The organism is Streptomyces arenae, assembly GCF_022343545.1.
Taxonomy (GTDB): Bacteria; Actinomycetota; Actinomycetes; order Streptomycetales; family Streptomycetaceae; genus Streptomyces; species Streptomyces humi.
In genome coordinates this window covers 82354-109098 of the sequence record NZ_JAKQYH010000052.1, presented here as the reverse complement: position 1 = coordinate 109098, position 26745 = coordinate 82354, and the positions used below count along the sequence as shown (strand labels likewise).

At 70.8% G+C, this 26745-nt stretch carries 22 protein-coding genes; 16 read left to right on the top strand and 6 right to left on the bottom strand.

The genetic code is table 11. The features are described from left to right. Positions 1-5: 5 nt before the first annotated feature. On the top strand, positions 6-785 hold the full coding sequence (locus tag MB828_RS22950) for a helix-turn-helix domain-containing protein (RefSeq protein WP_301649961.1): 780 nt from the start codon (positions 6-8) through the stop codon (positions 783-785). Positions 786-1165: 380 nt separating this feature from the next. Here MB828_RS22950 and MB828_RS22945 read toward each other — a convergent pair whose 3' ends face one another. Next, positions 1166-2590 (bottom strand): non-reducing end alpha-L-arabinofuranosidase family hydrolase, encoded by a 1425-nt coding sequence (locus tag MB828_RS22945; protein ID WP_301649855.1) that lies wholly within the window; start codon positions 2588-2590, stop codon positions 1166-1168. Positions 2591-3667: 1077 nt separating this feature from the next. On the opposite strand from MB828_RS22945, the gene MB828_RS22940 reads away from it, so the two are divergent. Continuing rightward, positions 3668-5104 carry an endo-1,4-beta-xylanase gene (locus MB828_RS22940; protein ID WP_301649854.1) on the top strand — a complete coding sequence of 479 codons (1437 nt, stop codon included), beginning with the start codon at positions 3668-3670 and terminating at the stop codon, positions 5102-5104. Between the two features lie 208 nt (positions 5105-5312). Here the strand turns inward: MB828_RS22940 and MB828_RS22935 are convergent, their stop codons facing one another. Then, positions 5313-5945, bottom strand: a complete 633-nt coding sequence (locus MB828_RS22935) for a TetR/AcrR family transcriptional regulator (protein WP_301649853.1) — start codon at positions 5943-5945, stop codon at positions 5313-5315. A gap of 101 nt (positions 5946-6046) precedes the next feature. Here MB828_RS22935 and MB828_RS22930 point away from each other — a divergent pair, with 101 nt between their 5' ends. Further along, entirely contained in the window at positions 6047-6961 is a 915-nt protein-coding gene (locus tag MB828_RS22930) for an NmrA/HSCARG family protein (protein WP_301649852.1), read from the top strand. Between the two features lie 580 nt (positions 6962-7541). Here the strand turns inward: MB828_RS22930 and MB828_RS22925 are convergent. Then, positions 7542-8183, bottom strand: a complete 642-nt coding sequence (locus tag MB828_RS22925) for a hypothetical protein (protein ID WP_301649851.1) — start codon at positions 8181-8183, stop codon at positions 7542-7544. Positions 8184-9358: 1175 nt separating this feature from the next. On the opposite strand from MB828_RS22925, the gene MB828_RS22920 reads away from it, so the two are divergent. Further along, a complete protein-coding gene (locus MB828_RS22920) occupies positions 9359-9670 on the top strand; it encodes a hypothetical protein (RefSeq protein WP_301649850.1) in 312 nt (103 codons plus the stop codon). 113 nt (positions 9671-9783) lie between these two features. On the opposite strand, the gene MB828_RS22915 is transcribed toward MB828_RS22920, so the two are convergent. Further along, on the bottom strand, positions 9784-9927 hold the full coding sequence (locus MB828_RS22915) for a hypothetical protein (RefSeq protein WP_301649849.1): 144 nt from the start codon (positions 9925-9927) through the stop codon (positions 9784-9786). A 155-nt stretch (positions 9928-10082) separates the two neighbouring features. On the opposite strand from MB828_RS22915, the gene MB828_RS22910 reads away from it, so the two are divergent. The 12 genes from MB828_RS22910 to MB828_RS22855 all read left to right on the top strand — a co-directional run bounded on the left by MB828_RS22910 (position 10083) and on the right by MB828_RS22855 (position 25133). Beyond that, positions 10083-10943 (top strand): isocitrate lyase/phosphoenolpyruvate mutase family protein, encoded by an 861-nt coding sequence (locus MB828_RS22910; RefSeq protein WP_301649848.1) that lies wholly within the window; start codon positions 10083-10085, stop codon positions 10941-10943. 92 nt (positions 10944-11035) lie between these two features. Next, positions 11036-12706 (top strand): non-ribosomal peptide synthetase, encoded by a 1671-nt coding sequence (locus tag MB828_RS22905; protein ID WP_301649847.1) that lies wholly within the window; start codon positions 11036-11038, stop codon positions 12704-12706. Beyond that, positions 12703-14106: a condensation domain-containing protein gene (locus MB828_RS22900; protein WP_301649846.1), complete on the top strand. Its 1404-nt coding sequence runs from the start codon at positions 12703-12705 to the stop codon at positions 14104-14106. The genes MB828_RS22905 and MB828_RS22900 overlap by 4 nt, the downstream gene beginning before the upstream one ends. After that, positions 14103-15491: an MFS transporter gene (locus tag MB828_RS22895; RefSeq protein ID WP_301649845.1), complete on the top strand. Its 1389-nt coding sequence runs from the start codon at positions 14103-14105 to the stop codon at positions 15489-15491. The genes MB828_RS22900 and MB828_RS22895 overlap by 4 nt, the downstream gene beginning before the upstream one ends. Positions 15492-15553: 62 nt before the next feature. Next, positions 15554-16675 carry a pyridoxal-phosphate-dependent aminotransferase family protein gene (locus MB828_RS22890; RefSeq protein WP_301649844.1) on the top strand — a complete coding sequence of 374 codons (1122 nt, stop codon included), beginning with the start codon at positions 15554-15556 and terminating at the stop codon, positions 16673-16675. After that, on the top strand, positions 16672-18906 hold the full coding sequence (locus tag MB828_RS22885) for an FAD/NAD(P)-binding protein (protein ID WP_301649843.1): 2235 nt from the start codon (positions 16672-16674) through the stop codon (positions 18904-18906). Before MB828_RS22890 ends, MB828_RS22885 begins: the two co-directional genes overlap by 4 nt. A 20-nt stretch (positions 18907-18926) precedes the next feature. Continuing rightward, complete coding sequence (phzG, locus tag MB828_RS22880; protein ID WP_301649842.1) at positions 18927-19580, top strand: phenazine biosynthesis FMN-dependent oxidase PhzG; 654 nt, start codon at positions 18927-18929, stop codon at positions 19578-19580. A 14-nt stretch (positions 19581-19594) separates the two neighbouring features. Continuing rightward, positions 19595-20548, top strand: a complete 954-nt coding sequence (locus tag MB828_RS22875; RefSeq protein WP_301649841.1) for a hydroxyacid dehydrogenase — start codon at positions 19595-19597, stop codon at positions 20546-20548. 56 nt (positions 20549-20604) lie between these two features. Continuing rightward, positions 20605-21702 carry a zinc-dependent alcohol dehydrogenase gene (locus MB828_RS22870; RefSeq protein WP_301649840.1) on the top strand — a complete coding sequence of 366 codons (1098 nt, stop codon included), beginning with the start codon at positions 20605-20607 and terminating at the stop codon, positions 21700-21702. Positions 21703-21737: 35 nt separating this feature from the next. Beyond that, positions 21738-22817 (top strand): N-acetyl-gamma-glutamyl-phosphate reductase, encoded by a 1080-nt coding sequence (argC, locus tag MB828_RS22865; protein WP_301649839.1) that lies wholly within the window; start codon positions 21738-21740, stop codon positions 22815-22817. Next, positions 22807-23991, top strand: a complete 1185-nt coding sequence (gene pgk, locus MB828_RS22860) for a phosphoglycerate kinase (protein WP_301649838.1) — start codon at positions 22807-22809, stop codon at positions 23989-23991. The genes argC and pgk overlap by 11 nt, the downstream gene beginning before the upstream one ends. Continuing rightward, entirely contained in the window at positions 23988-25133 is a 1146-nt protein-coding gene (locus MB828_RS22855; RefSeq protein WP_301649837.1) for an iron-containing alcohol dehydrogenase, read from the top strand. The genes pgk and MB828_RS22855 overlap by 4 nt, the downstream gene beginning before the upstream one ends. Here MB828_RS22855 and MB828_RS22850 read toward each other — a convergent pair. After that, on the bottom strand, positions 25115-25729 hold the full coding sequence (locus MB828_RS22850) for a DUF402 domain-containing protein (RefSeq protein ID WP_301649836.1): 615 nt from the start codon (positions 25727-25729) through the stop codon (positions 25115-25117). The genes MB828_RS22855 and MB828_RS22850 overlap by 19 nt on opposite strands. 98 nt (positions 25730-25827) lie before the next feature. Further along, complete coding sequence (locus MB828_RS22845) at positions 25828-26682, bottom strand: fumarylacetoacetate hydrolase family protein (protein WP_301649835.1); 855 nt, start codon at positions 26680-26682, stop codon at positions 25828-25830. Positions 26683-26745: the final 63 nt, after the last annotated feature.

The window sequence follows — 26745 nt, the reverse complement described above, 5'->3', positions numbered from 1 at the left end:
GGCCCGTGGACTTCCCTAGTACGCTTCGTGAACGTCGTACCCGCGGCCATCTCAGCCAGCTCGACCTGGCGCTGCGAGCGGGCACCACCCAGCGCTACCTCAGCTTCATTGAATCCGGTAGGTCTGTCCCCGGCCGGAACATGGTCGTGCGCCTGGCCGAGGCACTGGAGCTGCCGCTGCGGGAGCGCAACGAGCTGTTGCTGGCCGCCGGGTACGCTCCCGCCTACCCCGAGAGCTCACTGGACGATCCGGTGCTGGCCTCGGTGCGCACGGCAATCGACCACATCCTTCGTGGGCACCTGCCGTATCCGGCACTAGTCGTGGACCGGGGCGGTGACCTGATCGCCGCGAACACCGCATTCGACCTGATCACCGAGGGTGCAGCCCCCGAGCTGGTGGGCCCGGGCACGAACATTTACCGCCTGGCACTGCATCCCGACGGCCTGGCCCCCCGTATCCGCAACCTCGCCGAATGGGCGCGCCACATCTTGGCACGCCTTGGCAACCTGGAGGAGTTGCGCGCCGAACTCACCGGGTACGTTCCCGAGCTGGAGCCGTCCGCCGGGCTACTGGGTTTCGCCGTTCCGCTCCGTCTGCGGTCCTCGTACGGTGAGCTGTGCCTGATGACGACCGTTACGACCTTCGCCACCGCCGTTGACGTGACGCTGGCCGAGCTGAAGCTGGAGGCGTTCCTGCCGGCCGACCCGGCGACGGCCGAGGCTCTCTCAGCAGCCGCCGGGACAGTGGCTTGCGCTGCCGCCGGTCAGGAGCCCGGAAACACGTAACCGGCCTTGACACGGCCGTTGCCGTCAAGTTTGGTCGAAGCCGAGTTCCGAGGCGGTCTCCCGTATCTCCGCAGGCGGGTGAAGGATGTGGGTGCCGCCCTCGGCCCAGAGTCGCGCGCCGGCCGCGCGGCGCTCTGTGGCGTCGGGCACCTTCCATTCGACAGCTCATGGGTGGAGACGGAGTACGGCGGAGGGTGACCTGCTCAATGCCAGCCGGACCGGCGGCTGGAGTCAACGCACAGAGTCTCCAGCAGAGCACCGTGTCCGGCTCGGCGCTCGTCAGCGGTTCATCGGCTTCCCCGGCGCTGCTTCATGGTGGCACAGGCGACGGCCGGCCCGATCTGGGTGAGGCCGGCCGTCGGCGAGGTACACAGGCCGGTTCAGCGCTGCAGAGTCAGGACGCCCGGCCGCCACGGCAGTTGGTCGTAGGGGCCGCTCGCGCTCGGGGACTTGCCCTGGTAGAGGAACTGCAGGTTGCAGGGGTCGATGGTCTTGGTCTGGTCGGGGTTGTTGCGGACCAGGTCACCGTGGCTGATGTCGTTGGTCCACGTGGCACCGCTGTTGGCCTGGCCCGCGAAGGGGTTGGACTCGGTGGCGGCCTGCGGGGTCCACGAACCGTTCAGGCTGGAGGCCGTGAACGAGCGGAAGAAGCGCTGCTCGTTCGCACCCCGCGCCTCGACGATCATCAAGTACTGGTTCTGGCCCTGGACCTTGTACACCTCCGGTGCCTCGAACAGGTTCTTCACCGTGTCGCTCATGACCGTCGTGTACGACGAGCCGAAGTTGCCCGGGAAGTTCCCGATCGGCATGCTCGCCCGGTAGATCTTGCCGTTGTCACCGGCGAAGAACAGATACATGTTCTGGTCGTCCCCGATCAGGGTCTGGTCGATGGGGGCGGCACCGGAGATGCTGCCGGTGAACAGGGGCTGCGGTGCGGACCAGCCGTTGGGGTTGGTGGGGTCACTCGACGTGCGGTAGATGAACGGCCACTGACCCCACTGGTACGCCAGCACCCAGATGTTCTTTGGCGCGAAGTAGAACAGCGTGGGCGCCACCGTGGCCTGGCTCATGCCGGTCTGGCGGGCCGACGCCATGTCGGACCAGTTCGTGAAGGGACTGAACGCCATCGAGCCGTAGGCGGATCCCGACACGTTCGACGCGTAGACCAGGTGCTTGCCGTTGTACGTCACGTTGGTGAAGTCCTTCAGCGAGACCCACCCGTTCGCCGGCTGCGCCAGCGCACCCGTCGACGTCCACCGGTACGTCGACGGCAGAGAACACGTGCCGTCCCCCGGCGAGGTCGTCCCGGACAGGCCGGTCCACTTCTGGTTGCTGCCCCCGTTGCACGTCCAGATCTGCGCCGCTGTGCCGTTGGCCGTACCGGAGCCCGTGACCTCCAGGCACAGGCCTGACTCCACGCCGACGACCGTGCCGTCCGAGTTCACCCGCCACTGCTGGTTCGCACCGCCGGAACAGGTCCAGATCTGCACCCGGGTACCGGCCGTGGTGGCGTGGCCCGGAACATCCAGGCACTTGTTGCCGTACACGGTGAGCTGGTTGCTGTCCGTCAACGTCCACTGCTGGTTGGTCCCGCCCCAGCAGTCATAGATCTGCAGATACGTGCCGTCGGTCTGGCCGGCGCCCGGCACATCGAGACACCGGCCGGAACCAACACCGCGCAAGGCGCCGCTGGAAGCCGCCTGAGCCGGGGCGGCGACGAGCATCGCCGCCAACGCGGCCAGGGCCGCAACCACGGCGCCGAGCACCACTGACGGATGCCTGCGGCTGGAACTTCGTCTACGCATGCACACTCCCTAGACCCTGAGTAGGCGGTTCCGGTCGGCCTCGTCAGAGGCTGACCGGACTGTCGGCGTGGTGCGGTGTGCAGCTGGCCGCGCGCACCACGGCGGACTGGAATAGTTGATGAGTCCATGACATATGCAGCCGTGACATGCATCTGTTGCATACACATGCGGCACGGCCCTTGCGATGTCCGACTCCAGGCGGCGCTGCCGGACATGGCCCCACTGCGCGATGGAGCGGCCCGAAGTGTTCGTCATGTCGAACAAAGGTCGAACCATCGAGCAACCTGATGATAGAGAACCGGTGAACGCCGTCAATACCTCTCGCATGTATCGCCTCGAACGCCGAAACATTCGCACCACCACGCGTCGCCCAGCGCACGCCATACCGTCAAATGGCTGGCTCGTAAGCGTCTTGACCCCGGACGGAAGCGATGTGCGGACGGGGCGGACACTCGGGCGACCCTGCCTTAAACGCCCCTGACGACGAAATCCGCACGCCGCAGATGCCGGCACCGAGGGTCGCCGTCCACTAACCGGCTGACCGAAAGTTTCGTCCACCAGTCGGAAATTTCTGCGACCGGGAGTATTGACGATCCACGGCCACGCCTCAATCATCCCTGTCTGAGGAACCGGGCCTTGTTCGAGATTCCGGGCTGTATCGGCCTGGGCGATCCATGCTGCACGCAGATCAGCGACCAACTGCACGGCAGACCCGCGCACCACATCACCTGCGCCACCCCCGTTCCGTTCCGGTGAGGTCCGCACCAGCGCACCCTGGCTCTCTTCCCGCAGTTGGAGAGGCCTGCGACGCGTGTGACGGTCCCCCGGCTGAGCCGCGCTGGAGTACCCCATGCCTGTGTCGAGACGTGGAACAAGCCCGCCGCCCGCGGTACGTCGTACGTCGCTCGACGGCCGACCGGGGGCGGCGCCCGTGCCGTTGGCGTCATCCCGGTCCCCGTGACCGCGGTGTCCGGTGATTCCGTCCTGCCCGGGCTCCGTCCGTCTGCCGGACGGAGCCGGGCGACGCAATCCCGTGCGCTTCAGTCGATCAGCCATTTCTACCTCGGAGGCACAGTCATGGGCTCGTATGCCCTTCCCAGATCCCTTACCCGCCGGAAGATCCGCAGCCTGCTGCTGGCGCTGGTCGTCGGCGTCCTCGGTGCGGTCACCGCCCTGGCCGCACCGCCGACCGCACACGCCGCCGAGAACACGCTCGGCGCCGCGGCGGCTCAGAGCGGCCGCTACTTCGGCACTGCCATCGCCTCGGGCAGGCTGGGCGACTCGGTCTACACGACCATCGCGAACCGTGAATTCAACATGGTGACGCCCGAGAACGAGATGAAGATCGACGCCACCGAGCCGCAGCGGGGCCAGTTCAACTTCACCGCCGGCGACCGCGTCTACAACTGGGCCGTGCAGAACGGCAAGAAGGTGCGCGGCCACACGCTCGCCTGGCACTCCCAGCAGCCCGGCTGGATGCAAAGCCTCAGCGGGAGCTCACTGCGCCAGGCGATGATCGACCACATCAACGGCGTGATGGCCCACTACAAGGGCAAGATCGCTCAATGGGACGTCGTCAACGAGGCCTTCGCGGACGACGGTTCGGGCGGCCGCCGGGACTCCAACCTCCAGCGCACCGGCAACGACTGGATCGAGGTCGCCTTCCGCACCGCGCGCGCCGCCGACCCGGCGGCCAAGCTCTGCTACAACGACTACAACATCGAGAACTGGACCTGGGCCAAGACCCAGGGCGTGTACAACATGGTCCGCGACTTCAAGCAGCGCGGCGTGCCGATCGACTGCGTCGGGTTCCAGTCGCACTTCAACAGCGGCAGCCCCTACAACAGCAACTTCCGCACCACACTGCAGAACTTCGCCGCTCTCGGCGTCGACGTGGCCATCACCGAGCTCGACATCCAGGGCGCCTCGTCCACGACCTACGCCAACGTGACCAACGACTGTCTGGCCGTCCCGCGCTGCCTCGGCATCACCGTCTGGGGCGTGCGCGACAGCGACTCCTGGCGCTCGGGGGACACACCGCTGCTGTTCAACGGCGACGGCAGCAAGAAGCCCGCCTACACCGCGGTCCTCAACGCGCTCAACGGCGGCTCCACCACCACGCCTCCCCCCACGGGAGGCGGACAGATCAAGGGCGTCGGCTCGGGACGCTGCCTGGACGTGCCCAACGCCAGTACCACCGACGGCACCCAGGTCCAGCTGTGGGACTGCAACAGCGCCACCAACCAGCAGTGGACGCTCACCGACGCCGGTGAACTCAGGGTCTACGGCAACAAGTGCCTGGACGCCGCCGGTACGGGCAACGGCACCAAGGTGCAGATCTACAGCTGCTGGGGCGGCGACAACCAGAAGTGGCGCCTCAACTCCGACGGTTCCATCGTCGGCGTCCAGTCCGGACTCTGTCTCGACGCCGTCGGAGCCGGCACCGCCAACGGCACCCTGGTCCAGCTCTACTCCTGCTCGAACGGCAACAACCAACACTGGACCCGCACCTGAGGGGAGCCTGCCACAAACGGGGGGTGAAGCCGTGACAGCCCACGGTGCGGCTTCTCCCGCCCCTCCGCAAGGACATCGTTTACGTGAAAGCTGGCGATTGCCAATGGGCTGAGCCGAAGTTCAGGAGTTGTCACCGGCATCGCCGGATGCGCTGGCGGAGTGGGCCGGCCGAGGCAGTCTGGTTCTCACCGATCAGGCATCCCACTTGTCACACGCGCTCATTCGGCAGAGCTTCTGTCACCAGTGCCAAAGGATCGGAGCTCCTGGGCACCCCGGCTGTGCCCTGCTCAGGGCTGAGCCCTTCCACAGCGAGGCGGAAGAGGCGGTCGGCCTGGGTATCGGGGGCCTTGTGATGCTCGGTGGCCAGGGCGATGCCGACGGCGAGGGTCAGCAGGTCGTGAAAGGTGACGTGCGGTGCAACCGCCTTGTCGCGGATGGCCCGCTGGAGCAGAGGAGTTCCGGCCGCTTCGATTCTGCTGCCACAGCTGTTCGGGGAGGGTTTTTCGGTGGGGGGCTCGTAGCTGAGGACATGGGCGAATCCGCGGGCTGAGACGGCGTAGAGGACCAAGGCGTGGAGCCACTCCAGGAGCGCGGTGCGGCTGTCCTCGGTCGCACTCAGCCGGCGGGCGCGCTCGCACAGGCCCTCGATGCGTTCCTGGAAGACGGCTTCGAGCAGGGCCCGACGGGAGGGGAAGTGACGGCGCACGGTCGCCGAGCCGACGCCTGCGGTGCGGGCGATCTGCTCCTGGGATGCCTCGGCACCGTGCGCGGCGACCTCGGCTTCGGCGACGGCGAGGATGCGCTGGTAGTTGCGTCGGGCGTCCGAGCGCTGACCGGTCATGATCTCCTCATTGCTAAGCGGCGGGCCCCGCCATATCTTAGCGCCAAGCAAAACGGCGGGCCCCGCCGTTTTGTCTCTCCGGCCCGCGAGGAGCAGCAACCATGCCCAGCAGCAGCGATATCGTCCTGGTCACCGGCGCCACCGGCCAGCAAGGCGGGGCCACGGCTCGCGCGCTTCTGGCCGCCAAGGTGCCCGTACGTGCGCTCGTACGCGATCCGTGGTCGAAGCCCGCCCGAGCGATCGAGGCGCTGGGCGCCGAACTAGTGCGGGCGGATCTTTCCGACCGGGCCTCCCTCGGCCCGGCGGTCGAGGGGGTCCGCGCGGTGTTCTCGGTGCAGATGCCGCCCATGACCGAGACCAGCGTGGACTTCGCGAGCGAACTCACCCAGGCCACCAACCTGGTGGACGCGGCGAAGGCCGCAGGAGTACGGCAGTTCGTACAGTCCTCGACCAGTGGAGTCGGTGATCACACCCGGGTCGCCGGCTGGGCCGAGGGCCGCTGGGCAGCGATGGCGGACTACTTCCACACCAAGCAGGCGATCATAGAGGCGGTGCGTGGCGCGGGTTTTGCCCGCTGGACGGTGATCAAACCCGCCTTCTTCATGGAGAACCTGCCTCTGCTGGCGCCCAAGGGTCCCCGCGGCGGACTGCTGACAGTACTGAAGCCGGACACCGAACTGGCGCTGGTGGCCGTACGGGACATCGGCACGGCCGCGGCGCGCGCCCTGCGAGATCCCGACCGGCTTCACCAGGTGGAACTGGAACTGGCCGGTGACCTGCGCACGATGGAGCAGATCGCGCAGACCTTGTCCGCCGCCTGGCGCGTGCCCGTGACCGCGCCTTCCATGACCGTGGAAGAGGCCCTCGCCGCGGGGATGCCGAAGTGGGGAGCCGGACACGAGTGGAACAACGCGGTCCTCCAGCCCGCCCGGCCCGAGTTCGCCCGGGAGCTGGGCATCCCGCTCACCACCTTCGCCGAGTGGGCGGACGAGCAGTCGACACCTGTGTCCGGCTGAAGGATGTTGCACAAGGCTGGGTGTGGGCAGCTCACAGCGGGTGGGCGAAGGACAGCTTCGGGTCGACGCCGGGGACGAGGTCGGGGTCGGTCTTGGTCAGCAGACGCAGAGTGCAGGGCAGTTCGGGCGAAGCGGCGGGCGTCGGAGACCAGGTTGAAGTAGACCAGCACCTTCTTCAGGCCGTGCTCGGTCACGGCGTGTAGGACGGAAAGTGCAGGTCGGTGGTGCGCAGCGCTGCGCCGGAGAAGCCTCCGTGGTCAGCGTCATCACCGTCATGTAGAGGGCGCCGGGCACCGAGAAACCGAACAGCGCATACCCGCCGACACCGCATGCGAGCAGCGCCAGGAGGGCGAACGCCGCCGTGAGCACCCGCCGGCCTGTGCGTGGCGGCCACACAGCACCTCCTGACCCTCGCCATCGTCTTCAGTGTTCTCGCCGGGCCCAGGGGGGCAAGCACGGAACGGCCCCGGACCGGCCGGATGGCGCGGGGCGCGTCGAGACCGGGCGGGCGCGGGCCATGGAGTGTGCGGTGGATGTACGCCGCGCGGGCGGTTGCGCGGCGCTCGGCCGGCCGGCGGGGTCAGTGCAGGATGCTGACGGCCCGCGCGATCACCAGGAGCGAGGTCAGCAGAGCGGAGATGCTCTGCACGCTCATCAGGGCTTTGGCGCGGGTCGACAGCGGCATGGTGTCGGTCGGGCTGAAGGCGGTGGAGTTGGTGGTGGACACGTACAGGTAGTCCATCAGTGTGGGGACCCAGTCCGAGGTGACGCTGGCTCCGTCGGCGACTTCCTGGACGGCGTCGTCGTTCTCGTCCTGGGAGAAACGGAAGTCGGCAAGCGGCAGGGCCGAGCGGGGTGCCTGGGTGCGGCTGACCGGGCCACCCCGGTCCAGCTCCCAGTAGGCCAGCCCGAAGACGATGATGTTGGTGAGCCAAACCTGTAGCGCGGCCACCAGCAGGGACCGGCCGTCCTTCACCCCGGCGTAGAGCAGTTCGTGGATCAGGATGACCAGCGCCACGAGATTGCTGACCACGATGACGCCCACGAGTGTCAGCGACAGCACGCGGAACGTCTTCGTCTGCCGGGTCAGCCGTTTGGGGTTGATCGCGATGAGCGGGATGAGCAGCAGGCACTCAAGGGCGGGCAGGACGTACCGGGGAGCGATCAGCAGCCGTTGCGGCAGCAGCAGGTACAGGGCGATCGCGGCGAGGGTAGCGATCACCGCCGGGAGCCGTGCCTCTCCCCTGCGCTCATGCCTGGGATGCCGGGTGCTCGCCTGTGCCCTCGTACGTGCCATACCTCGTGGCCTTCCGATCGTTCCCGCACGGATCTTGCCACGGCGCCTGAGCATTCCTCGGTGCCGGGCGCCGCGCACCCCCAGCAGGTACCCCCGAACAGACGGCTCGTGCGTGGGACTCCGGAGGCCCGGGAGGTGAGGAAGCGGGGGCCCGGTGATGCCGGCCGGAGTGTCCCGACTGAACGTTAGGGCCCGTCAGCTCCTGCGGCAGCTCGCGGACCAGATCCCCGGTGATCTCGATCTCAGAGGTCGGTCATGCGAAGGCAAGCGGTCGACCTGGAGGCGGATCAGCGTGCCCTCGCTGACGGGAGTTCGCCGGTGTGGTCAATCCACGCGCAGCGGGTGGTCAGGCGGGGTGAATACGGTCCCAAGCCAGACGGAGGCCGCTCCAGCGTCCGGCGAACACCCAGGTGAGCGGCCTAGTGTCCTGAGTCGTTAGTTCGCTTGCGGTTGTGGAGTGGGGCGGCGCCTGGTCCGAAGCCGTTGCCGCTGGAGTCGTCCGGTCACGAACACCGTTTGATGCGGGGCTGGTTGCGCAAGCAGACCGCCTCTCAGGCGCTGGCCCCGGCGGGTCCACGCGCTCCTACGGCCCCTCAGCCTCGATCAGCGATGATCTCTGAGAGCACGCGTCGCGCGTTACGGGCGTCAGCGCCGTCCTCGCTCAGGCTGTTGGCGCACGAGGCGAGCGTCTTCCACAGCGCCCAGCCGCGTCCGTGGCGCCCACGTCGCATCGTCGACGCCGAGCCGCTTCCGGAACTAGCCGCGGCCGTCGGCCGAGCGCCCCGGAAGCGTGGCGCTTCCGCGAGCGCTTCCCTCCGGACAGCATCAGGCAGCAGACTCACCCTCACGGCCTTCGTCATGGTCACGTGCACCTTGGTCGGAGCACAGGATCAGACGAAGGCGGCCCCCACGTCCGGCGATTCCCCTCGCGGGCGAATCCGTTCGAGACGTCATTCGAGACCGTGGCACCATGTACCGCATGACGACGAACCGAAAGGTCCATGCCGCGTAGACGGCCAGGACAGATCCGTGCCGGCGCCCCCGGCAGCCACCGGACCACAGGCGCAGCGCCTGCCGTCGACGGCCTGTCCCCACGTGCGTTGTCCGAGGTCATCCATCTCGAGCGCACCCGCAACTATCTGCAGCCTGGCGATGTCAGCGCGGCTGTGGGTCTGTGGAAGGACTACGTCCATCAGCCCGAGCGGGATCTGTGGCACGACTACGAGTGGGGCAACGTGCACTGGTACTGCTGCGGCGACCCCTTCGAAGCCCGAGCCCTCCTCGACACCGTGATGCAAGCCATGTCGCCACGAAGCGCCCGCGAACTTCGAAAGATCGTCAGCCGGTCAGACGCCGTCTGGAATCGTCCGTCTCCGCCCTATGACGTGGCCGGAAGATCAAGAACAAGCTGAGAAACCTGGCCGGCGGTGTGCTCCGCCTCGCGGGGCGGGGCGACATCGCCGAGGGGCTGCGCCATCACGGACGGGACAGGGGCCGGCCGCCGGCAGCCCGCGGACTCACGTGATCATTCCCGGCCGATCTCGAGAACGGCGGAGCCCTGCCCCCCCGGGGCGGCCCGGACCACCTGCGCCTGCCCGACAGCAAGCGCCTCGGCGTCGCTCAGGCGCACGAGCTCCTCCATGAAACACCTCTTCTCAATGGCGAACATGTGACAAACATTGCCGCTACATCAATGAGCCCGGCGCATCATTGCGCCGACATTTCGGCAATGTGTTTTAGTGAATCATCAGCAAAATCCGCCCCCCCGGGACGGCATCCCCATGGTTAACATGGGGGCACAACTTGAACACGAGGGGGATATGTGTGAGCAGGAAGAAACACCCTTCTTTCCGATCCGTACTGGCCGCCGAGGGAATAGCGCGGGTGGCCGGAGCGCATGACGCGCTGGGAGCCGTTCTGGCCCAAGAGGCCGGCTTCCAGGCGGTGTGGTCGTCGAGTTTCGAGGTGTCGGCGGCCCGTTGCTTACCGGATGCCAGCATCCTGACCGCGACGGAGTACCTGGAAGCCGCCGTGCACATGCAGAAGGCACTGCAGATCCCGGTCGTGGCGGACTGCGACACCGGGTACGGCGGCAACATGAACGTGGCGCACACGGTGCGCGAGTTCGAGGACGCGGGGATCACCGCGATCTGCATCGAGGACAAGCTCTTCCCGAAGATGAACAGCTTCGTCGGCGAGGGCCAGGAGCTCCTCGACACCGCACAGTTCGCCAAGAAGGTCGCGACGGCGAAGAGCGCCCAGTCGACGGACGACTTCTTCCTCATCGCCCGCACCGAGGCCCTGATCGCCGGGCTGGGCGTCGAGGCGGCACTGGACCGCTGCCACGCCTACGCCGACGCGGGCGCGGACGCCGTACTCGTCCACTCCAAGCAGAAGACCAAGGGCCAGGTGCTCGACTTCCTGGCCGCCTGGCAGGGCCGGCTGCCCGTCGTGGTGGTGCCCACGACCTACCCGGACTGGCACATCGACGACGCGACGGCGGCCGGCGTGTCCGTGGTGATATACGCCAACCAGGGCCTGCGGGCGACCGTCTCCTCCCTGCGGGACACTTTCCGTTCGATATACCGAAACGGCGAAACGACCGCCCTTGAGGACACCATCGCCTCGGTCGGTGACATTTTCGCGCTACAGAGACTGGCCGACTGGCAGAAACTCGACGCGTAGGGGTCACCATGTCAGAGATTCACTCCGAAAAACCTGACAACGGCAATTCGGACGCATTATTCGAGGGCATTCTGCCGTTCGTTCCGCTGCCCTTGGTCGTCGAATTGTTCGACATCGCCGTCACTGCGTACGGCGGTGAAACCGCGATTCTCTCGCCGTCCGGTGACCTTTCCTACCGTGAACTCGCCGACCGTGTCTCCGGTCTGGCCGACGCGCTGGCCGGCCACGGTGTACGTCCCGGTGACGTGATCGCGGTGGAGCAGTCCCCGCGTCCGGCGTCGATCGCCGCGCTCCTCGCGGTGCTCCGCCTCGGCGGTGTCGTCCTCCCCCTCGATCCGGTGCTGCCGCCCACCCGGCGCACGGCGGTGCTGGCGGCGGGCCGCGCGACCGGGCTGATCGGGGCGGACGAGTCGTACGACCGGCTGCCGGAACGCGTGCCGCTCGAAGACCCGCCCGCCGACGCGGCGTACATCTGTTTCACCTCGGGCAGTACCGGCGAGCCGAAGGGCATCCTCGGCCGCGGCGCCGGTCTGGCGCACTTCGTCACCTGGCAGCGCGACACGTTCGAGGTCGGCCCGGGTGACCGGGTCGGGCAACTGACCAGCTGGGCGTTCGACGTGGCGCTCCGGGACGTCTTCTTGCCTCTGGTCTCCGGCGCCGCGCTGTGCCTGCCCGAGTCGCGCTCGGTCGACGCGGACCGGGTACTCGGGTTCCTCTCCCGGCGCAGGGTCACCGTCCTGCACACCGTGCCCTCACTCGCCCGCCGCTGGCTCGCCGGCCGGGCCCCCGTCCCGCTGCCGGATCTGCGGCTGACCTTCTTCGCCGGCGAACAGCTCCACGGCGAGCTGGTGCGCGACTGGCGCGGGCGGATCGCCCCCCGCGCCCGCGCGGTCAACCTGTACGGGCCGAGCGAGACGACCCTGGCCAAGTTCTGGTACGAGGTCCCCGAACCACCGTCGCCGGGACCGCAGCCAGTGGGCAGCCCCCTGCCCGGCACGCAGGCCGCGTCGGCCGACGGTGGCGAGGTGGTCATCCGCACGCCCTACCGGTCGTACGGCTATCTGTCCGGACCGGACGCGTTCCGGCCCGGACCCGGCGGTCCCGACGATCTGCTGTACCCGACGGGTGACCTGGGCAGCTTCGACGCGAGCGGGGTGCTGCACCTGCTGGGCCGGATCGACGACCAGGTCAAGGTGCGCGGCGTGCGGCTGGCGCTGCGGGCGGTGGAACGCGCCCTGGAGTCCGTGCCGGGCGTGGTCCAGGCGGGGGTCGTGGACGTCCGGGACGAGCGTGGGGAGGTGACGCTGGTCGGACACGTGCACGTGCGGACGTCCTCCGTCACCCGCGACTCCCTGCGCCGGGCCGTGACCGATCAGCTGTCGGCCGCTGCCGTACCGGCGGTGCTGCATCTGGGGCGCGAGGCCCTGCCGTTGCTGCCCAGCGGAAAGCTCGACCGGTCGCAGCTGCGGGCACTGGCCGGTACACCCGTGGCGGCCGCCCCGGCGTCGGCTCCCCCCGCCTCAGCCGCCTCCATCACCGAGGTCTGCGAACAAGTCCTCGGCGTCTCCCCCCTGTCCCCCGACGACAACCTCTTCGACCAGGGCGCCGACTCGCTGTTCGCCCTGGAGATCGCCGCCCGGCTGGAGGACGTCCTGGGCACCCCGGTCCCCCTGGGTCTGCTCTTCGAGGCGCCCACGATCGCCGAGATCGGGGCGCTGCTGACAGCACCCGTCGGGGCCGGGCCGACGAAGGCGGCGCCATGACCGCGCGCACCGTCCCCGCCGCCTGGAACCACCGGCACCGGCTGCTCCAGAGCGCCGCGGAAGCCCGCCGCGGGGTGTTCAACCCCCACCATTCGGTACGGGCGTTCAAGGTGAGCGGCCCGCTCGACCTCGCCGCGCTGGACCGTGCCTGGGCGGCCCTCCAACGGCGCCACCCCGTCCTGCTCAGCTCCTTCGGTCCGGGTCACGACCGGGGCGCCGAGCAGTGGCGCACCGGCGGCGCCGAGCCGGTCGGCCTGGTGCGGCTCGCCGCCCCCACACAGAGCACCGTCACGGAGAACACTGAGCACACGGAGAACACTGAGCACGCGGAGAACACTGAGCACAATGAGAACACCCTGACTGAGGGCACCCCCTCCGAGGACATCCTCGAGAAGGCCGCCGCCGCGCCCTTCGACATCGCCGACGGTCCACTGGCACGTCTGCTCGTCGTCACCGGCCGACAGCCTCTCGTGGCGCTCGTCGTGGAGCACCTCGTCACCGACGGCTGGTCCGGGACCGTACTCCTGCGGGATCTGCGGTCGCTCTACGCGGCCGAGGTGGGGGCGCCGTACACGGAACTGCCTGTGATCCAGCAGGACTTCGTGGAGTTCACCGCGCGCCAGAACGCCTATCTGGAGTCCGAGGCCGGGTTGCGGCTGAGGCGGCGGCTGGCCGGGGGCGAGCCCGTGCCGGACACGCCGCTCAAGGGGTTCACTGGCCGTACTCCCGTCCGGCACGAGCGGATCCGCCGGCTCGACCGCACGTGGGAGGCCGCCGACTACGACCGGCTGCTGCCGGTGGCGCGGGCGACCCGGACGACCCGGCTCAACCTGGTGCTCTCGGCGGTGCATTCGGCGCTCGCCGACCTCTCCGGGCGGCGGACGGTCGCGACTACCATGACGGTCGCCAACCGGGCGCATCCGTCGGTGCGGCACAGCGTCGGATGGTTCGCGAGCAAGGTCGTCGTGGCGAGCGAACCCTACGCCGGGGCCGATCCGGCGGCCCGTCTGGAGGCACTCCGGGCCGCCGTGGCCACAGGACTGGAGGCGAGCCGGGTGCCGTGGCCGACGCAGATCCACGACCACCGGCCCGAACTGTTCGGCACACAGGCGACCACGCCCTTCCTGTCGTTCAACGCGCAGCCCGAACGGATGCGGGAGGATGGCGACTTCGGCGACCTGTTCGCCGGGGCGCGGGCCGAGCCGGTCACTGTCCGGCTCGGCTGGCAGGACGCGGCCCTGGCCACGCAGTGGCAGGAACGCGGCCCGGGCGGGCTGCGGTTGGCGGTCGACTACAAGACGGACTGGTACTCCGAGACGGATGTCGCCGCCCTGTGGGACGCGGTCACCGGCCATCTGGAACGGCTGGCCGTACCCGCGGGAAAGGCGGGCCCGGCATGAGCACCGGCACCGAACGGCCCGTCCAGGCGGCCCGTGACGTCCCCGCCGGGCTGCGCTACTCGGTCGGCACCGGCGTCTTCCTGCTCTCCCTCAACTCGTCGATGATCGCCGTGGCGCTGCCCGTCATCGGCGCCGAGTTCGGCACCGGCACGGGCCTGTCCTGGCTGGTCTCGGGGCTCTACGTGGCCACGTCGGTCGGCGCCCCCACGGCCGGCCGGCTGACCGATCTGTACGGTCCCCGGCGGGTCTACCTCGGCGGTCTGCTGCTGGTGGTGCTCGGCTCGGTGATGGGCGTACTCGCGCCGGGGCTCGGCACCCTGACGGCGAGCCGGGTGGTGATCGGTCTCGGCGGCTCGGCGCAGTACCCGGCCGCCGTGGCCGTCATCCGGGGCCACTCCGCCACCACCGGGAGTACCCCGACCAAGGCGCTGGCGACCCTGTCCATGGTGGGCCAGAGCGCCGTGGCCTTCGGTCCGCCGGCCGGCGGGCTGCTCGTCAGCGGATTCGGCTGGCAGGCGATCTTTCTGGTGAACGTGCCGCTCGCGGTGGCGGCCTGGCTGTGGGTGCGGAACACCGTGCCCGCGGATCCGCCGGCGTCCCCGGACCGTCCGGGGCTGCTGCGCACGATCGATCTGCCGGGGCTGCTGACCTTCGTCGGCGCGGTCGTCGCCGTCATGGTCTTCCTGCTCTCCTTCGACTCGGGACCCGCCCTGTGGCTGCTCCCCGTCGCCGCCGTGCTCCTCGCCGCCCATGTCGGGTGGGAGCTGAGAGCGGACTCCCCGTTCGTCGACGTACGGCTTCTCGTGCGCAATCGGGCACTCAGCTTCACCTACGCCCGGACACTGGTCACGTACACCGCCTTCTACCTGGTCTTCTACGGTTTCCCGCAGTGGCTCCAGGACAGCAGGGGCCTGTCCCCCGCGGCCGCCGGTCTGGTGGTGTTCCCGGTCGCCGCCCTGGGCTTCGTCAGTACCGGCGTCGGGGCCCGGCTGCAGACGCGGTACGGAGTGCTGGTGCCGCTGCTGATCGGCAACTCGGCGCTCGCAGCCGTCGGTCTGCTGCTGTGGACGGCCGTCGGCACCGGTACGCCGGTGTGGGCGCTGCTCGTGGTCGCCGCCCTGCTCGGGCTGCCCAACGGGTTCAACAGCATCGGCAACCAGTCGGCGATGCTCGCCGCCGCCGAGGCCGACCGGATCGGCATCGCCTCGGGGCTGTACCGCACCTGTCAGTACGTGGCGGCCGCTCTGGCCGCGGTCCTGCTGGCCTTGCTGACGTCGAGGTCGGGCGCGGACGGTGTGGTGCGCCCGCTGGGTCTCGCGGTGCTGGCCTGTGGCGCGGTCCTGGTGCTGACGGCCGCGTTCAGCCGGGCGCTGCGCCGCCGTTAGGACACCTCCCTCTCCGGTTTTCCGGGTCACTCGCATCACTCGCATGCTTTGGAGGCACCCTCATGTCTGTTTCCGTCTCACCTGCCGACCGGCTCGTCCTGCTCAACCCGGGCCCGGTGAACGTCCACGAGGAGGTCCGGGAGGCCATCGCCGCACCCGACAGCTGCCACCGCGAGCCGGAAGCGGCCGCGCTGATCAACCGGGTGCGCCAGAAGGCGGCCCGGATCGGCGGCGGTGACGAGGAGTACACCTCGGTGCTGCTGGCCGGCTCCGGCACGGCCGCGCTGGAGGCGGTGTTCTCCTCCGTGGTCCCGGCCGACGGCCGCATCCTGATCCTCGACAACGGTCACTACGGCGAGCGCCTGTACCGCATCGTCAGCGTGCACGAAGTCCCGCACCGGCGGCTCGAGTTCGGCTGGACGAACCCGATCGACCCGGCCGAGGTCGACCGGGTGCTCGCCGAGGACCCGTCGATCACCCATGTCGGCCTGGTCCACCATGAGACCAGCACCGGCCAGATCAATCCGCTGCGCGAGATCGGCGAGGTCGTCGCCCGCCACGGCCGGCAGCTCGCGGTGGACGCCATCAGCAGCCTGGGCTCGGAGCGCCTCGACGTCCGCGCCGACCACATCGACTGGCTGGTCGGCACCGCCAACAAGAACCTGGAGGGCCTGCCCGGGGTCAGCTTCGTCGTCGCCCCCCGGCACCGGCTCGATGCCCTGGAGAACGTTCCCGCCCGCACCTTCTACCTCGACCTGTACGGCCACTACATCTCCCAGGACCGCAAGAACGCTCCCCTGTTCACCCCCGCACTGCAGGTCATCACCTCCTTCGAGAAGGCCCTCGACCTCGCCCTCACCGAGGGCACGGCGGCCCGCGGCGCCCGCTACCGCGCCCTCGCCGAACGCGTCCGCGCCGGCCTCACGGAACGAGGCGCCCGCTTCCTCCTCCCGCCCGGGCACCGGGCGAACTCGGTGACCAACGTCCACCTCCCGGAGGGCATCACCTACGACGAACTGCACGACGGCCTCAAGGCCGAGGGCTATGTCGTCTACTCCACGCAGGAGCAGCTCGCGGGCGTCTTCCGGGTCGCCAACATGGGCCAGTTGACCGAGGCCGACATCGACGGGTTCCTCGCCGCCTTCGACCGGGTGGTCGCCAAGCTGACGGAGGTGGCCGCGTGACCGCCGCCGCGCCCGTCGGGCTGCGAGTGAGCCTGGCCCTGGTCGGGGGCGGACCGAGCAGCACCTATGTGCTCGACCGACTGGCGGCCACCGCGTTGGCGGCCGAGGGGCCGCTGGCCCTCGACGTCCATGTCTTCGACCGCTCGGGGCAGTTCGGGGCCGGGCAGGTGCACAGCCCGGACCAGCCGTTCACCAGCTTCCTCAACCGGATCGTGGGCCAGGTGGCGTTCGCCGCCGACGAGTCCGTGGCGGACGCGGGCCCACTGCTGGATTCGGCCGACCGGCCCACGCTCCTTCAGTGGTGCCGGGCCCGGTTCCTGGAGACCGGCGATCCGGTGTACGACCTGTCGGCGGAGGACTGGCCCAAGCGGTACGTCCACGGCGAGGCGCTGCGCGACCGGTTCAACCGGTTCGTGACGCTGCTGCGCGGGCGCCCCGGCGTACGGGTGCTGCTGCACCGGGCCGAGGTGACGGACCTGGTGGAACGGGCGGACGGCCGGCTCGAACTGGTGGCCCCGGCCGTGACCGGCGACCCGGTCGTCGCCGACCACGTCCTGATGCTGACCGGCCACTCCTCCAACGACCCGCTGGCCTCCGCCGCCCGCCGCTCCTGGACCCGCTTCGCCGCCCGGCACACGGCCGCCTTCGTGCCCTCCGCCTACCCCCTGGAGAACGCCTTCGGCCCCGGGGTCGCGGGCCCCGGCACGACGGTCGGCTGCCTGGGCATGGGCCTCACGGCGATCGACATCGTCCTGCACCTCACCGAGGGCCGCGGCGGCCGTTTCACCCCCCGCCCCGACGGAGGCCTGGAGTATGCGCCGTCCGGCGCGGAACCCGCGTCCATCGCCGTCTTCAGCCGCTCCGGCCTGTTCACCTTCGCCCGCCCCTACAACGCCAAGGAGGCCGACCCCGAACGACTCGAACACCGGGGGGTGTTCCTCACCGAGGAGGCCGTCGAACGGCTGCGCGTCCCGGCGGGCCGCCCGGTCCGGGTGAGCGGCCGTACCCGGCGCCAGCTCGACTTCCGCGCCCATCTGCTGCCGCTGGTCGTGCTGGAGATGGCACACCTCTACTACACGACCCTCTTCGGCGCGGAGTACGGCCGCCACCTCGCGGACGCCGTGAGGCCGCAGTACGAGTCCTTCCTCACCGACGGCGGTGCCGGCGCGGAATCCGAGGCGGCGATACGGCGGCTGCTGGCGCCCCTGGAGCGACGCGTGGACGCCACGGCGGCCGAAGTCGACGAGGTCCTGGCGGGCGCCAGTGCACCCGGGACCCCGGACGGGGACGTGCCGTGGTCGGCGCGCGCGGTGCTGCCCCGGTACCTGCGGGTGGTCTTCGGCCAGGAGCGCGGCGCGGCCCTCGCGGAGCTCCTCGACGGTGACCTGGCCCGGTTCGCCGCGGCGGTCGCGGCGGCCGAGTCGCCGTACCGCCACGGCCGTACGGCAGCGGAGAACCGGTTCTCCTGGGAGCGCACCATCGAACCGCTGCCCCGCGGCGCGTACACCACGCCCGAGGCCTACCGGGACGCGCTGCTGGACTTCTTCGACCTGGACCACCGCTGGGCCGCCCAGAACAATCTGTGGAACCCGGCCAAGGCGGCCGCCGACGGCGTCTGGCGCGATCTGCGGGACGTCCTCGCGGCGGCCCTGGACTTCGGCGGGCTGCACGCCTCCTCGCACCGGGACTTCCTCGACGTCTTCATGCGCCACCACAACCGGCTGTGCAACGGGGCCGCGCTGGAGGTCATGGAGAAGATCCGGGCCCTGGTCCGGCAGGGGCTGGTCGACGTGTCGGCCGGTCCGGACGCCGAGGTGTACGGCGACGAGGAGTCAGGACGGTTCCGGGTACGGGGGCCGGTCACCGGGGCGGACATCCCGCTGGACGTCCTGGTCGACTCCCGCGTGCACCCCTTCGACGCCGAGCACGACGTGCTGCCGCTCTACCCGAACCTGCTGCGCCGGGGCCTGGTCCGCACCTGGCGCAACCCCGGGGTCGGCGAGCCCGACTTCGTACCCGGCGGCCTCGACCTCACCGACGGCTTCCATCCGGTGCGCGCCGACGGGAGCCCCGACCGGCGCCTGACGCTGCTCGGACCGCCGAGCGAGGGCGTCATGTTCTTCCAGCTCGGCGCGTTGCGCCCGAACCAGAACCACCACGTCATGCAGGACATCCTGTGCTGGCTGAGGGAGTTCTGGGCCGAGGCCGCTCCCGCACCCGCGTCCGTCTGACCACTGGGGAGATGAGGCACATGACATCGCATACGACACCGGCCGACACCCTGACCGGCGACACGACCCTGGACCTGCCGGAGTTCGACGCTCCGCCCGAGGAACCCCTCGCCCTGCTGCGGGCCTGGCTGGACGCGGCGCGTGAGCGGGGTGTGCGGGAGCCGAACGCGGCCGTCCTGGCCACCGCCGACGCGGTGGGGCGCCCCTCGTCCCGGGTGGTGTCGGTCAAGGAGGCCGACGAGCGAGGGCTGGTCTTCACCAGCTTCCGGGGCAGCCGCAAGGGCCGGGAACTGGCCGAGCGGCCGTGGGCGTCGGTGACGTTCTACTGGCGGGAGACGCTCCAGCAGCTCACGGTCGCCGGGACCGTGGAACGGCTCGCTGACACCGAGTCGGACCGGCTGTTCGCAGAACGGCCGCGGGCCGCGCAGGCCACCACGGCCGTGTCCCAGCAGAGCCGCCCCCTCGACGACGAGCCGGCTCTGCGCGCCCGGGCCCGCGACCTGGCCGAAGGCGAGGGCAGGTTGACGCGGCCGGCGGAGTGGAGCGGGTACCGGCTGCTGCCGGAAAGCGTCGAGTTCTGGTACGGCAGCCCGGACCGGCTGCACCGGCGGCTGTGGTACGAGCGGGCGGCGCCGGACGTGACGGCCTGGACGCACCGGCGGCTTCAGCCATGACCTCAGGAGGAACCGTGACCGGAGGGCGGGCCCGGATCGTCGTGCTGGATCCCCTGCACCCCGACGCCGTCGCGGAGATGAGCCGCGAGCACGACGTGGTGGTACGGCTGCGGCCTACCGAGGAGGAGCTGTCCGGGCTGGTCACGGACGCCGACGCGCTCGTCGTGCGCAGCGGGGTGCGGATCACCGGGCGCACGGTGGAGCAGGCCAAGAAGCTCCGCGTGGTGGCCCGGGCGGGTGCGGGCACCGACAACATCGACCTCGTGGCCTGCCACGAGGCCGGTGTGCAGGTGTTCAACATTCCTGGCGCCTCGGCGGGTGCCGTGGCCGAGCTGGCGCTCGGGCTGACCCTCGCCGTGACCCGGAACATCGTCCGCGCGGACCGCCGGATCCGCCAGGGCGTCTGGGACAAGACCGGATCGGCCGGTCCCGAGCTGGCCGGCCGCACCCTCGGCGTGGTGGGGGTGGGCCGGATCGGCTCACGGGTCACCGAATGGGGACGCGCCCTCGGCATGCGCGTCCTCGCCTCCGTGGCCCGGCCCTCCCCGCGCCGGGACGAGGAGCTGCGCGGGCGCGGGGTGACCCGGCTGCCCCTCACGGAGCTGCTCGCCACGGCCGACGTGGTATGTCTGACGGTGCCGCTCACCGAGGAGACCCGGGGTCTGCTGAGCACCGGCGAGTTCGCCACGATGGGCCCCGAGTCCTATCTGGTCAACGTCTCCCGGGGCGGTGTGGTGGACGAGGAGGCGCTGCACGAGGCGCTGCGCTCCGGCACGATCGCCGGTGCCGCGCTGGACGTGCACTCCGTCGAGCAGGGGACCTCCGCGCTGGCGGCGCTCGACAACGTCGTCCTGACTCCGCACATCGGCGCCACGACGACCGACGCCCAGCGCACGGTGGGACAGATCCTCGTCGGCGAGCTGCGGACGGCTCTGGCGGGCGGGTCGGCCGAGGGGCGGGTCGTATGAGCAGCGGGCTTGGGGAGGGTCGTACGAGCAGCGGGCTTGGGGAGGGTCGTACAACCGTGGTGATCGAGTCCGTCTCGAGCCCCGCCGCAGGGTCCCCCGGCTCGGCGGTCGTGCTCACCGGAGTCCGCCGCCTCGAGCGCCGCCGGGTGCCCCGACTCCGCGCGGACCAAGGGGAGTTGCTGGTGCGGGTCGCCGCGACCGGGATCTGCGGGTCGGACCTGGCCGCCTACCGGGGCACGCACCCCTACAAGACGGCACCGGCGGTCCTGGGGCACGAGTTCTCCGGGGTGGTGGAGGAAGTCGGCGCGGGGGTACGGGGGTTCGCGGTCGGTGACCTGGTCTGCTCGGCCGCCTTCTCGCACTGCGACGACTGCGAGGCGTGCCGGAGCGGGGCCGTGCACCTGTGCGGCCGCAAGCTCAACCTCAGCCATCTCGGCTGGGCCGGCTCCTTCGCGGAGCAGGTGGTGCTGCGCCCCAACATGGCGCACCGGCTGGCTCCGGGCACCCATCCGGTGGCCGGGGCGCTCGTGGAGCCGCTTTCCATCGGTCTGCACGCCGTGCGCACCGCCCGCGAGGGCGGGAGTGTGCTGGTGCTGGGGTCCGGCACGGTCGGGCTGGCCTGTGCGGTGGCGGCCCGCAGGCTGGGGCACGGGCCGGTGGTGTGCGTCGATCTCGGGGTCCGCAAGGGGGAGTTGGCGCGGGCGGCGGGTGCCGACGGGTATGTCGACGCGGCGGACGGGGATCCGGTGGAGCGGGCGCTGTCCGCCCTGGGCGGCCGTCCGGCCGACACGGTCGTGGTCGCGGCGGGCTATCCGGGCGTACTGGATCAGGCGGTGCGGGCGGTGCGGTCCGGCGGCGAGATCGTGATCGTGAGCTACTTCGAGGACCGGCCGCCGGTCGACCTCAACGCGCTGGTCGGACGGGAGATCACGGTCCGTGCCTCCGCGCTCTCCACTCCTCGGGACTTCGCCGAGGTGATCGGCTGGCTCACGGACGGCGGTCTCGATCCGCTGCCGCTGGTCACCCATCACTTCCCGCTCGCGCGGGCGGCCGACGCGCTGCGGCTGATGGACCGGGCCGACACACCGACGGGGAAGATCATGCTGCATGTGACGACGGATCCGGCCGATTCGGGAAGCGGGTGGTCGGTGTGACCTCCCTCGTTTCGAGTCCTTCGCGAGGCATCCGCGTGGCCGTGGTCGGGGGCTCCGGGCACACCGGCGGGGAGGCGTGCCGGCTGCTGCTGAACCATCCTGCGGTGACGGAGATCGTGCCGACGTCGCGTACCAAGGAGCCGTTCGAGCGGGTGCATCCCAATCTGCTGGGCAGCGGGCTGGAGTTCGTGCCGGTGGAGGAGGTGGTGGCCTCGGCGGCGCGGTTCGACGCGGTGCTGCTGTGCACGCCTTCCGGCGAGGCCATGCGGCTCGCGCCGCTCCTGCTGGCCGCCGGGACCCGGGTCATCGACCTGAGCGCCGACTTCCGGTTCCCGGATCCGGAGCGCTACCGGGCGGCGCACGCCCGTGAGCACACCGCGCCCGAGCTGCTCGCCGAGGCCGTCTACGGGGTCAGCGAGCTGTACCGCGAGCGCATCCGCACGGCCCGGCTGATCGCCAACCCCGGCTGCTACGCCATCACCGCGCTGCTCGGCCTGGCTCCGCTCGTCGGCTCGGGCCTCGCCCTGCCGGACGCCCCGCTGCACATCGCCGCCGTCAACGGCACCACCGGCGCGGGCGTGAGCCCGCGCACCGACATCCAGCACGCCGAGGTGGTCGGCTCGCTGCTGCCGTACAACCTGGCGGGCCACCGGCACGCGCCCGAACTGGAGCACCAGTTCGGCGAGTTGGCCGGGGAACCGGTCGCGGTCGATCTCAGCACCGCGCACGGGGACTTCGCGCGCGGCATCCACATCCAGGCCAGCGTGCGGATCAGACCTGAGCTGCGCGACGGCCTGACCCGAGAGTCACTGCTCGCGCGCTACCGGGAGCGCTACGGCGAGGGGGCGGCCGGGGAGTTCTTCGTGCGGGTCAACGACCAGCCGGCGCTGGGTGGTTTGACCGACAAGGACTACGGCCGCTTTCCGCACCTGGCCGCCGTCGCCGGCTCCAACTTCGTCCACGTCGGGCTCGACTACGACGCGCGGCTCGGGATCGCCCGGGTGGTGGCCGTGAGCGACAACCTCGTGAAGGGGGCGGCTGGTTCGGCCGTACAGAACCTCAACCTTGCGCTCGGGCTGCCCGAGACGGAGGGACTGCGCGGCTATGGCCTCTGACCCGCTCGCCGGGGTACCCCTGCTCGCCGCACGGCCGCTGGCCCGTGGCGAACGGTGGGTCTTCTCCGCCGGGTTCAACGTGCCGCCCGCGCTGTCCGGAGCGGCGACGGCCCGGATCGACAGCGAGGCAGCGGACCTGGCCCGGCTGTCCGACGCCGGGGCCCGGGTGGCGCTGCTGTCCCACCAGGGCAGCCACCGGGACGGCACGGCCGGTCATCTGCCGCACGTCGCCGCGTACTTGAGCCGGGTGCTGGAGCGGCCGGTGCGCTATCACCCGGAGAACGCCTCCCCGGGTGCGGTGCGGGCCGCCCGGCGGATACGGGACGGGGAGATCGTGCTGTTCGGCAACACCCGGCTGCACGCCGGGGAGGAGCGCGGAGATCCCGAACTAGCCCGGACTTTCGCCGAGTTGGGTGACTACGTGGCCGTGGGCGGTTTCTCCAAGGCGCATCGCGCGCATGCCTCCAACACCGGGCTGCTCGACCATCTGCCGGGCTGGGCGGCCGGCTCTCTCGCGGCGGAGGTGCGGTTCCTGGCTCCCTGGGCGGCGGGTCCGGGCGGGGCGGCCGTCCTGGGAGGGCGCAAGCCTGAGAAGACGCTGGTGGGTTTCGCCGAAATGGTGGGCCGGCTGGACCTGGTGGTGCCCGCCGGGGTCGTCCTGAACACGGTGCTGCGCGCGCTCGGCCACGACGTGGGCGCCTCCGAGCTCGGGGAGCGGCCCGAGGCCTGTCTGCGGGCGGCCCGGGCCGCCCTGGACGCGCCCGGCCGCACGCGCGTCCACGTGCCCACCACCGTGTTCACCGTGCCCGCCGACCAGGTCGGCACCGAACCGGCCCGCCCCGTGCGGATCGCCGACGGGGTGCCGCGCGGCCACGCCGTCGTGGACTTCGCCGTGGAGCCCTGGGCACTGACCGGGCTGTCCGGCGCACAACGCGTCCTGCTCGCCGGCACTCCCTCGCGCCATCTCGACGGGTACACGCACGCCTCCGAAGCCATCCTGCGTGCCCTCCCGGCCGACGCCCTGCTGCTCGGCGGGGACACCACGACGGAACTGCCGTGGCGGGGCCCGGCCTCCACCGGTGGCGGCTCCGCCCTCCAGTTCCTCGTCGAGGGCACCACCTCGGTCCTCGACGCGCTGCGTTCCCGTACCGAATCCTCAAGGAGAACGGCATGACCACCTCCGACACACTCCACGAGCCGGCGTACGACGTCCCCACTCGGGTGGTGTTCGGCGAGGGCACCGTGGAGCGCGCAGGTGAACTGGTGCGCGAGCACGGCAGCCGGGCCCTCGTGGTCACCGGGCGCACGGCGGCCCGCCGCCACGGTCATCTGGACCGGGTGCTGGCCTCACTGGCCGCCGCCGGGGTCGGCGCCACGGTGTACGACCGGGTCTCGGCCAACCCGCGCTCCGACGAGGTCGACGAGGCCGCCGCGCTCGCCAGGGCGGACGGCACGGATGTCGTCGTGGGGCTCGGTGGCGGGAGTGCGCTCGACGCCGCCAAGGCGGTCGCTGTCGCGGTCGCTCTGGAGGGCAGCGTGCGGGAGGTCATCGGCGTCACCCTGGACCCCGCCGCCCCGGTGCTCCCGCTGGTCGCCGTCCCCACGACCGCCGGGAGCGGGTCCGAGGTGACCAAGGGAGCCATCGTCACCGACACCGTGCGGCGGTTCCGCTCGGGCATCCGCGGCGAGGCACTGTTCCCGCGGGTCGCGGTCGTCGATCCCGGTCTGCTCGCCTCGGTGCCGCCCGAGGTGCTCGCGGAGACGGCCTTCGACGCCTTCGCACACGCGGTGGAGGGTTCCGTGGCAGTGGCGGCCACCCCGGCGAGCCGGGACCTCGCCCGGCAGGCGATCGGCCTGATCACCGCCCATCTGCCCGCCGCGCTGGCCGGCGCCACGGACCCCGCCCACCGTTCGGCGCTCGCCCGGGCCGCACTGCTCGGCGGGGTGAACGTGGCCACCGCGAGCACCTGCCTGCCGCACCGCCTGCAACAGGCCATGGGCTCACTGCCGGGCCTCGGCATCTCCCACGGCCGAGGCCTCGCCGTCCTCTACCCGGCCTGGCTCCGCCACACCGAGTCCCTCGCCCCCGAGCCCTTCGGCGAGCTCGCCGACGTCCTGGGCACCGACTCGGTCCACGAGGGCGTCGAACGGCTCCGAGAGGCCGCCGGGCTCACCGCACGCCTGCGCGACTGGGGCGTCACCGAGGCGGACCTGGACACGCTCGTGGCCGGGGTGAGCGGCAACCTGGGCAACGACCCGGCCGGTGCCACGGCCGACCCGGCCTATCTGCGCACCCTCTACGCAGAGGCCCTGTGACCGTCCACGTCCGACAGCGGCACCGCCTCGGGCACCTGCCACTCCCCCGGCGCCCGCCAGTCACGCCATGCCGCCCACCAGCCGGCGCCCCGCTCCACGAGTTCCACCACCGATGCGGCGGCGGACCTCACCGCCGCGGCCTCCTCCTCGGGGAAGCCGCCGGACCGCCGACGCTCCTCGAAGTGGTCCTCGTCCTTCCAGCGGTACGGCGAGCCGTCGCCCGGCAACAGCAGGTCCAGCTCCTGGTCGAGGGTGTCGAAGCCGCGGTCCGTACGGCGCATCGGCTCCTGGAAGTTGACGTACCAGCCGCTGAACCCGCCGCCCTCGTACCGTGCCCACACGGAGTACCCGTCGCCGGGCCGCGTCAGCTGCAGCACACCCTCCGACGCCCAGTACGGCTCGAACTCCGTCCAGGGATGCGGCCCCCAGCGGAACTCCCCACCGCCGAAGGTGAGGGGCGTGCCCTGCGCCAGATACACGGCGAGGAGGTCCCCTGTGTCCTCGACCACGCGGACCGGGTAGACCATCCACTCCCGTCCGTCGAGGATCTCGCGGCGGACGATGACTTCGTTCGGGGAGAAGCGGCGTTCGATCATGACCTGCACGGTAGCAACGACTGCGCGGGGCCAACTCGCAGGCGTACGACGGGAGGAACGTACCCGGCGCGCCCTTGCGCCGCTCCGGTTGGTGGCCGTTATACGCAGGTGTTGGCGAGCGTGCCGAGGCCGTCGATGGTGGAGCGCAGCACGCTGCCCGGGGTCAGGTAGCGGGCCGGGGTGCGGGAGAAGCCGGCTCCTGCCGGGGTGCCGGTGAAGATGAGGTCGGCCGGGCGTAGTTCGCAGACGCCGGAGAGATGGCTGATCAGCGCGGGGATGTCGAAGATCATGTCGCGGGTGTGTCCTGACTGGACGGTTTCGCCGTCGAGGGTGCAGGTCAGGCGGAGGTCGTGTGGGCCGTCGAGTTCGTCCGGCGTGGTGAGCCAGGGCCCGATGGGTATGAAGGCTCGGTGGCTCTTGGCGAGGCTGAACTGCGGGGTGGCGCCCGCCATCTGGGCGGCCCGTTCGGAGATGTCCTGGCCGACGCAGAATCCCGCGATGTGGTCGAGGGCCTTGGACGGGGGGATGTCTCGGCCGCCTTCTGCGACGACCAGGACGAGTTCGATCTCCCAGTCGCAGGTGGGGGTGGGCAGCGGGATGTCGTCGCCGGGGCCGGCGAGGGAGGAGGGGAACTTGGTGAAGACGAGCGGGGCGTCGGGCACGACCAGTCCGGTCTCGGTGCTGTGGTCGAGGTAGTTCAGGCCTACGGCGAAGATCTGACCGGGGGCTGTGACGGGTGGGCCCAGCCGGGAGGGGTCCGCTTCCAGGGCGGCGAGGGCAGAGGCCGGGTCGGCCCGGGGACCGGCGGCGCCGACCCAGTCCCTGATCTCGGCGAGGTGTCGTAGGGCGGCGTCGGGGTGGGACGGGAAGCGGCCGTCGGACGCCGACTCGACGTCGACGGCGCCCTGCGCGGTGAGGACGGCGGCCCGGCCGTCGAGGTTGGCGAGTTTCATGGGGCGGCCCTTCAGCGTTTCCGGTGGAAGGGCCCACGGCGCGCGCGGCCGGGGCCCTTCGGT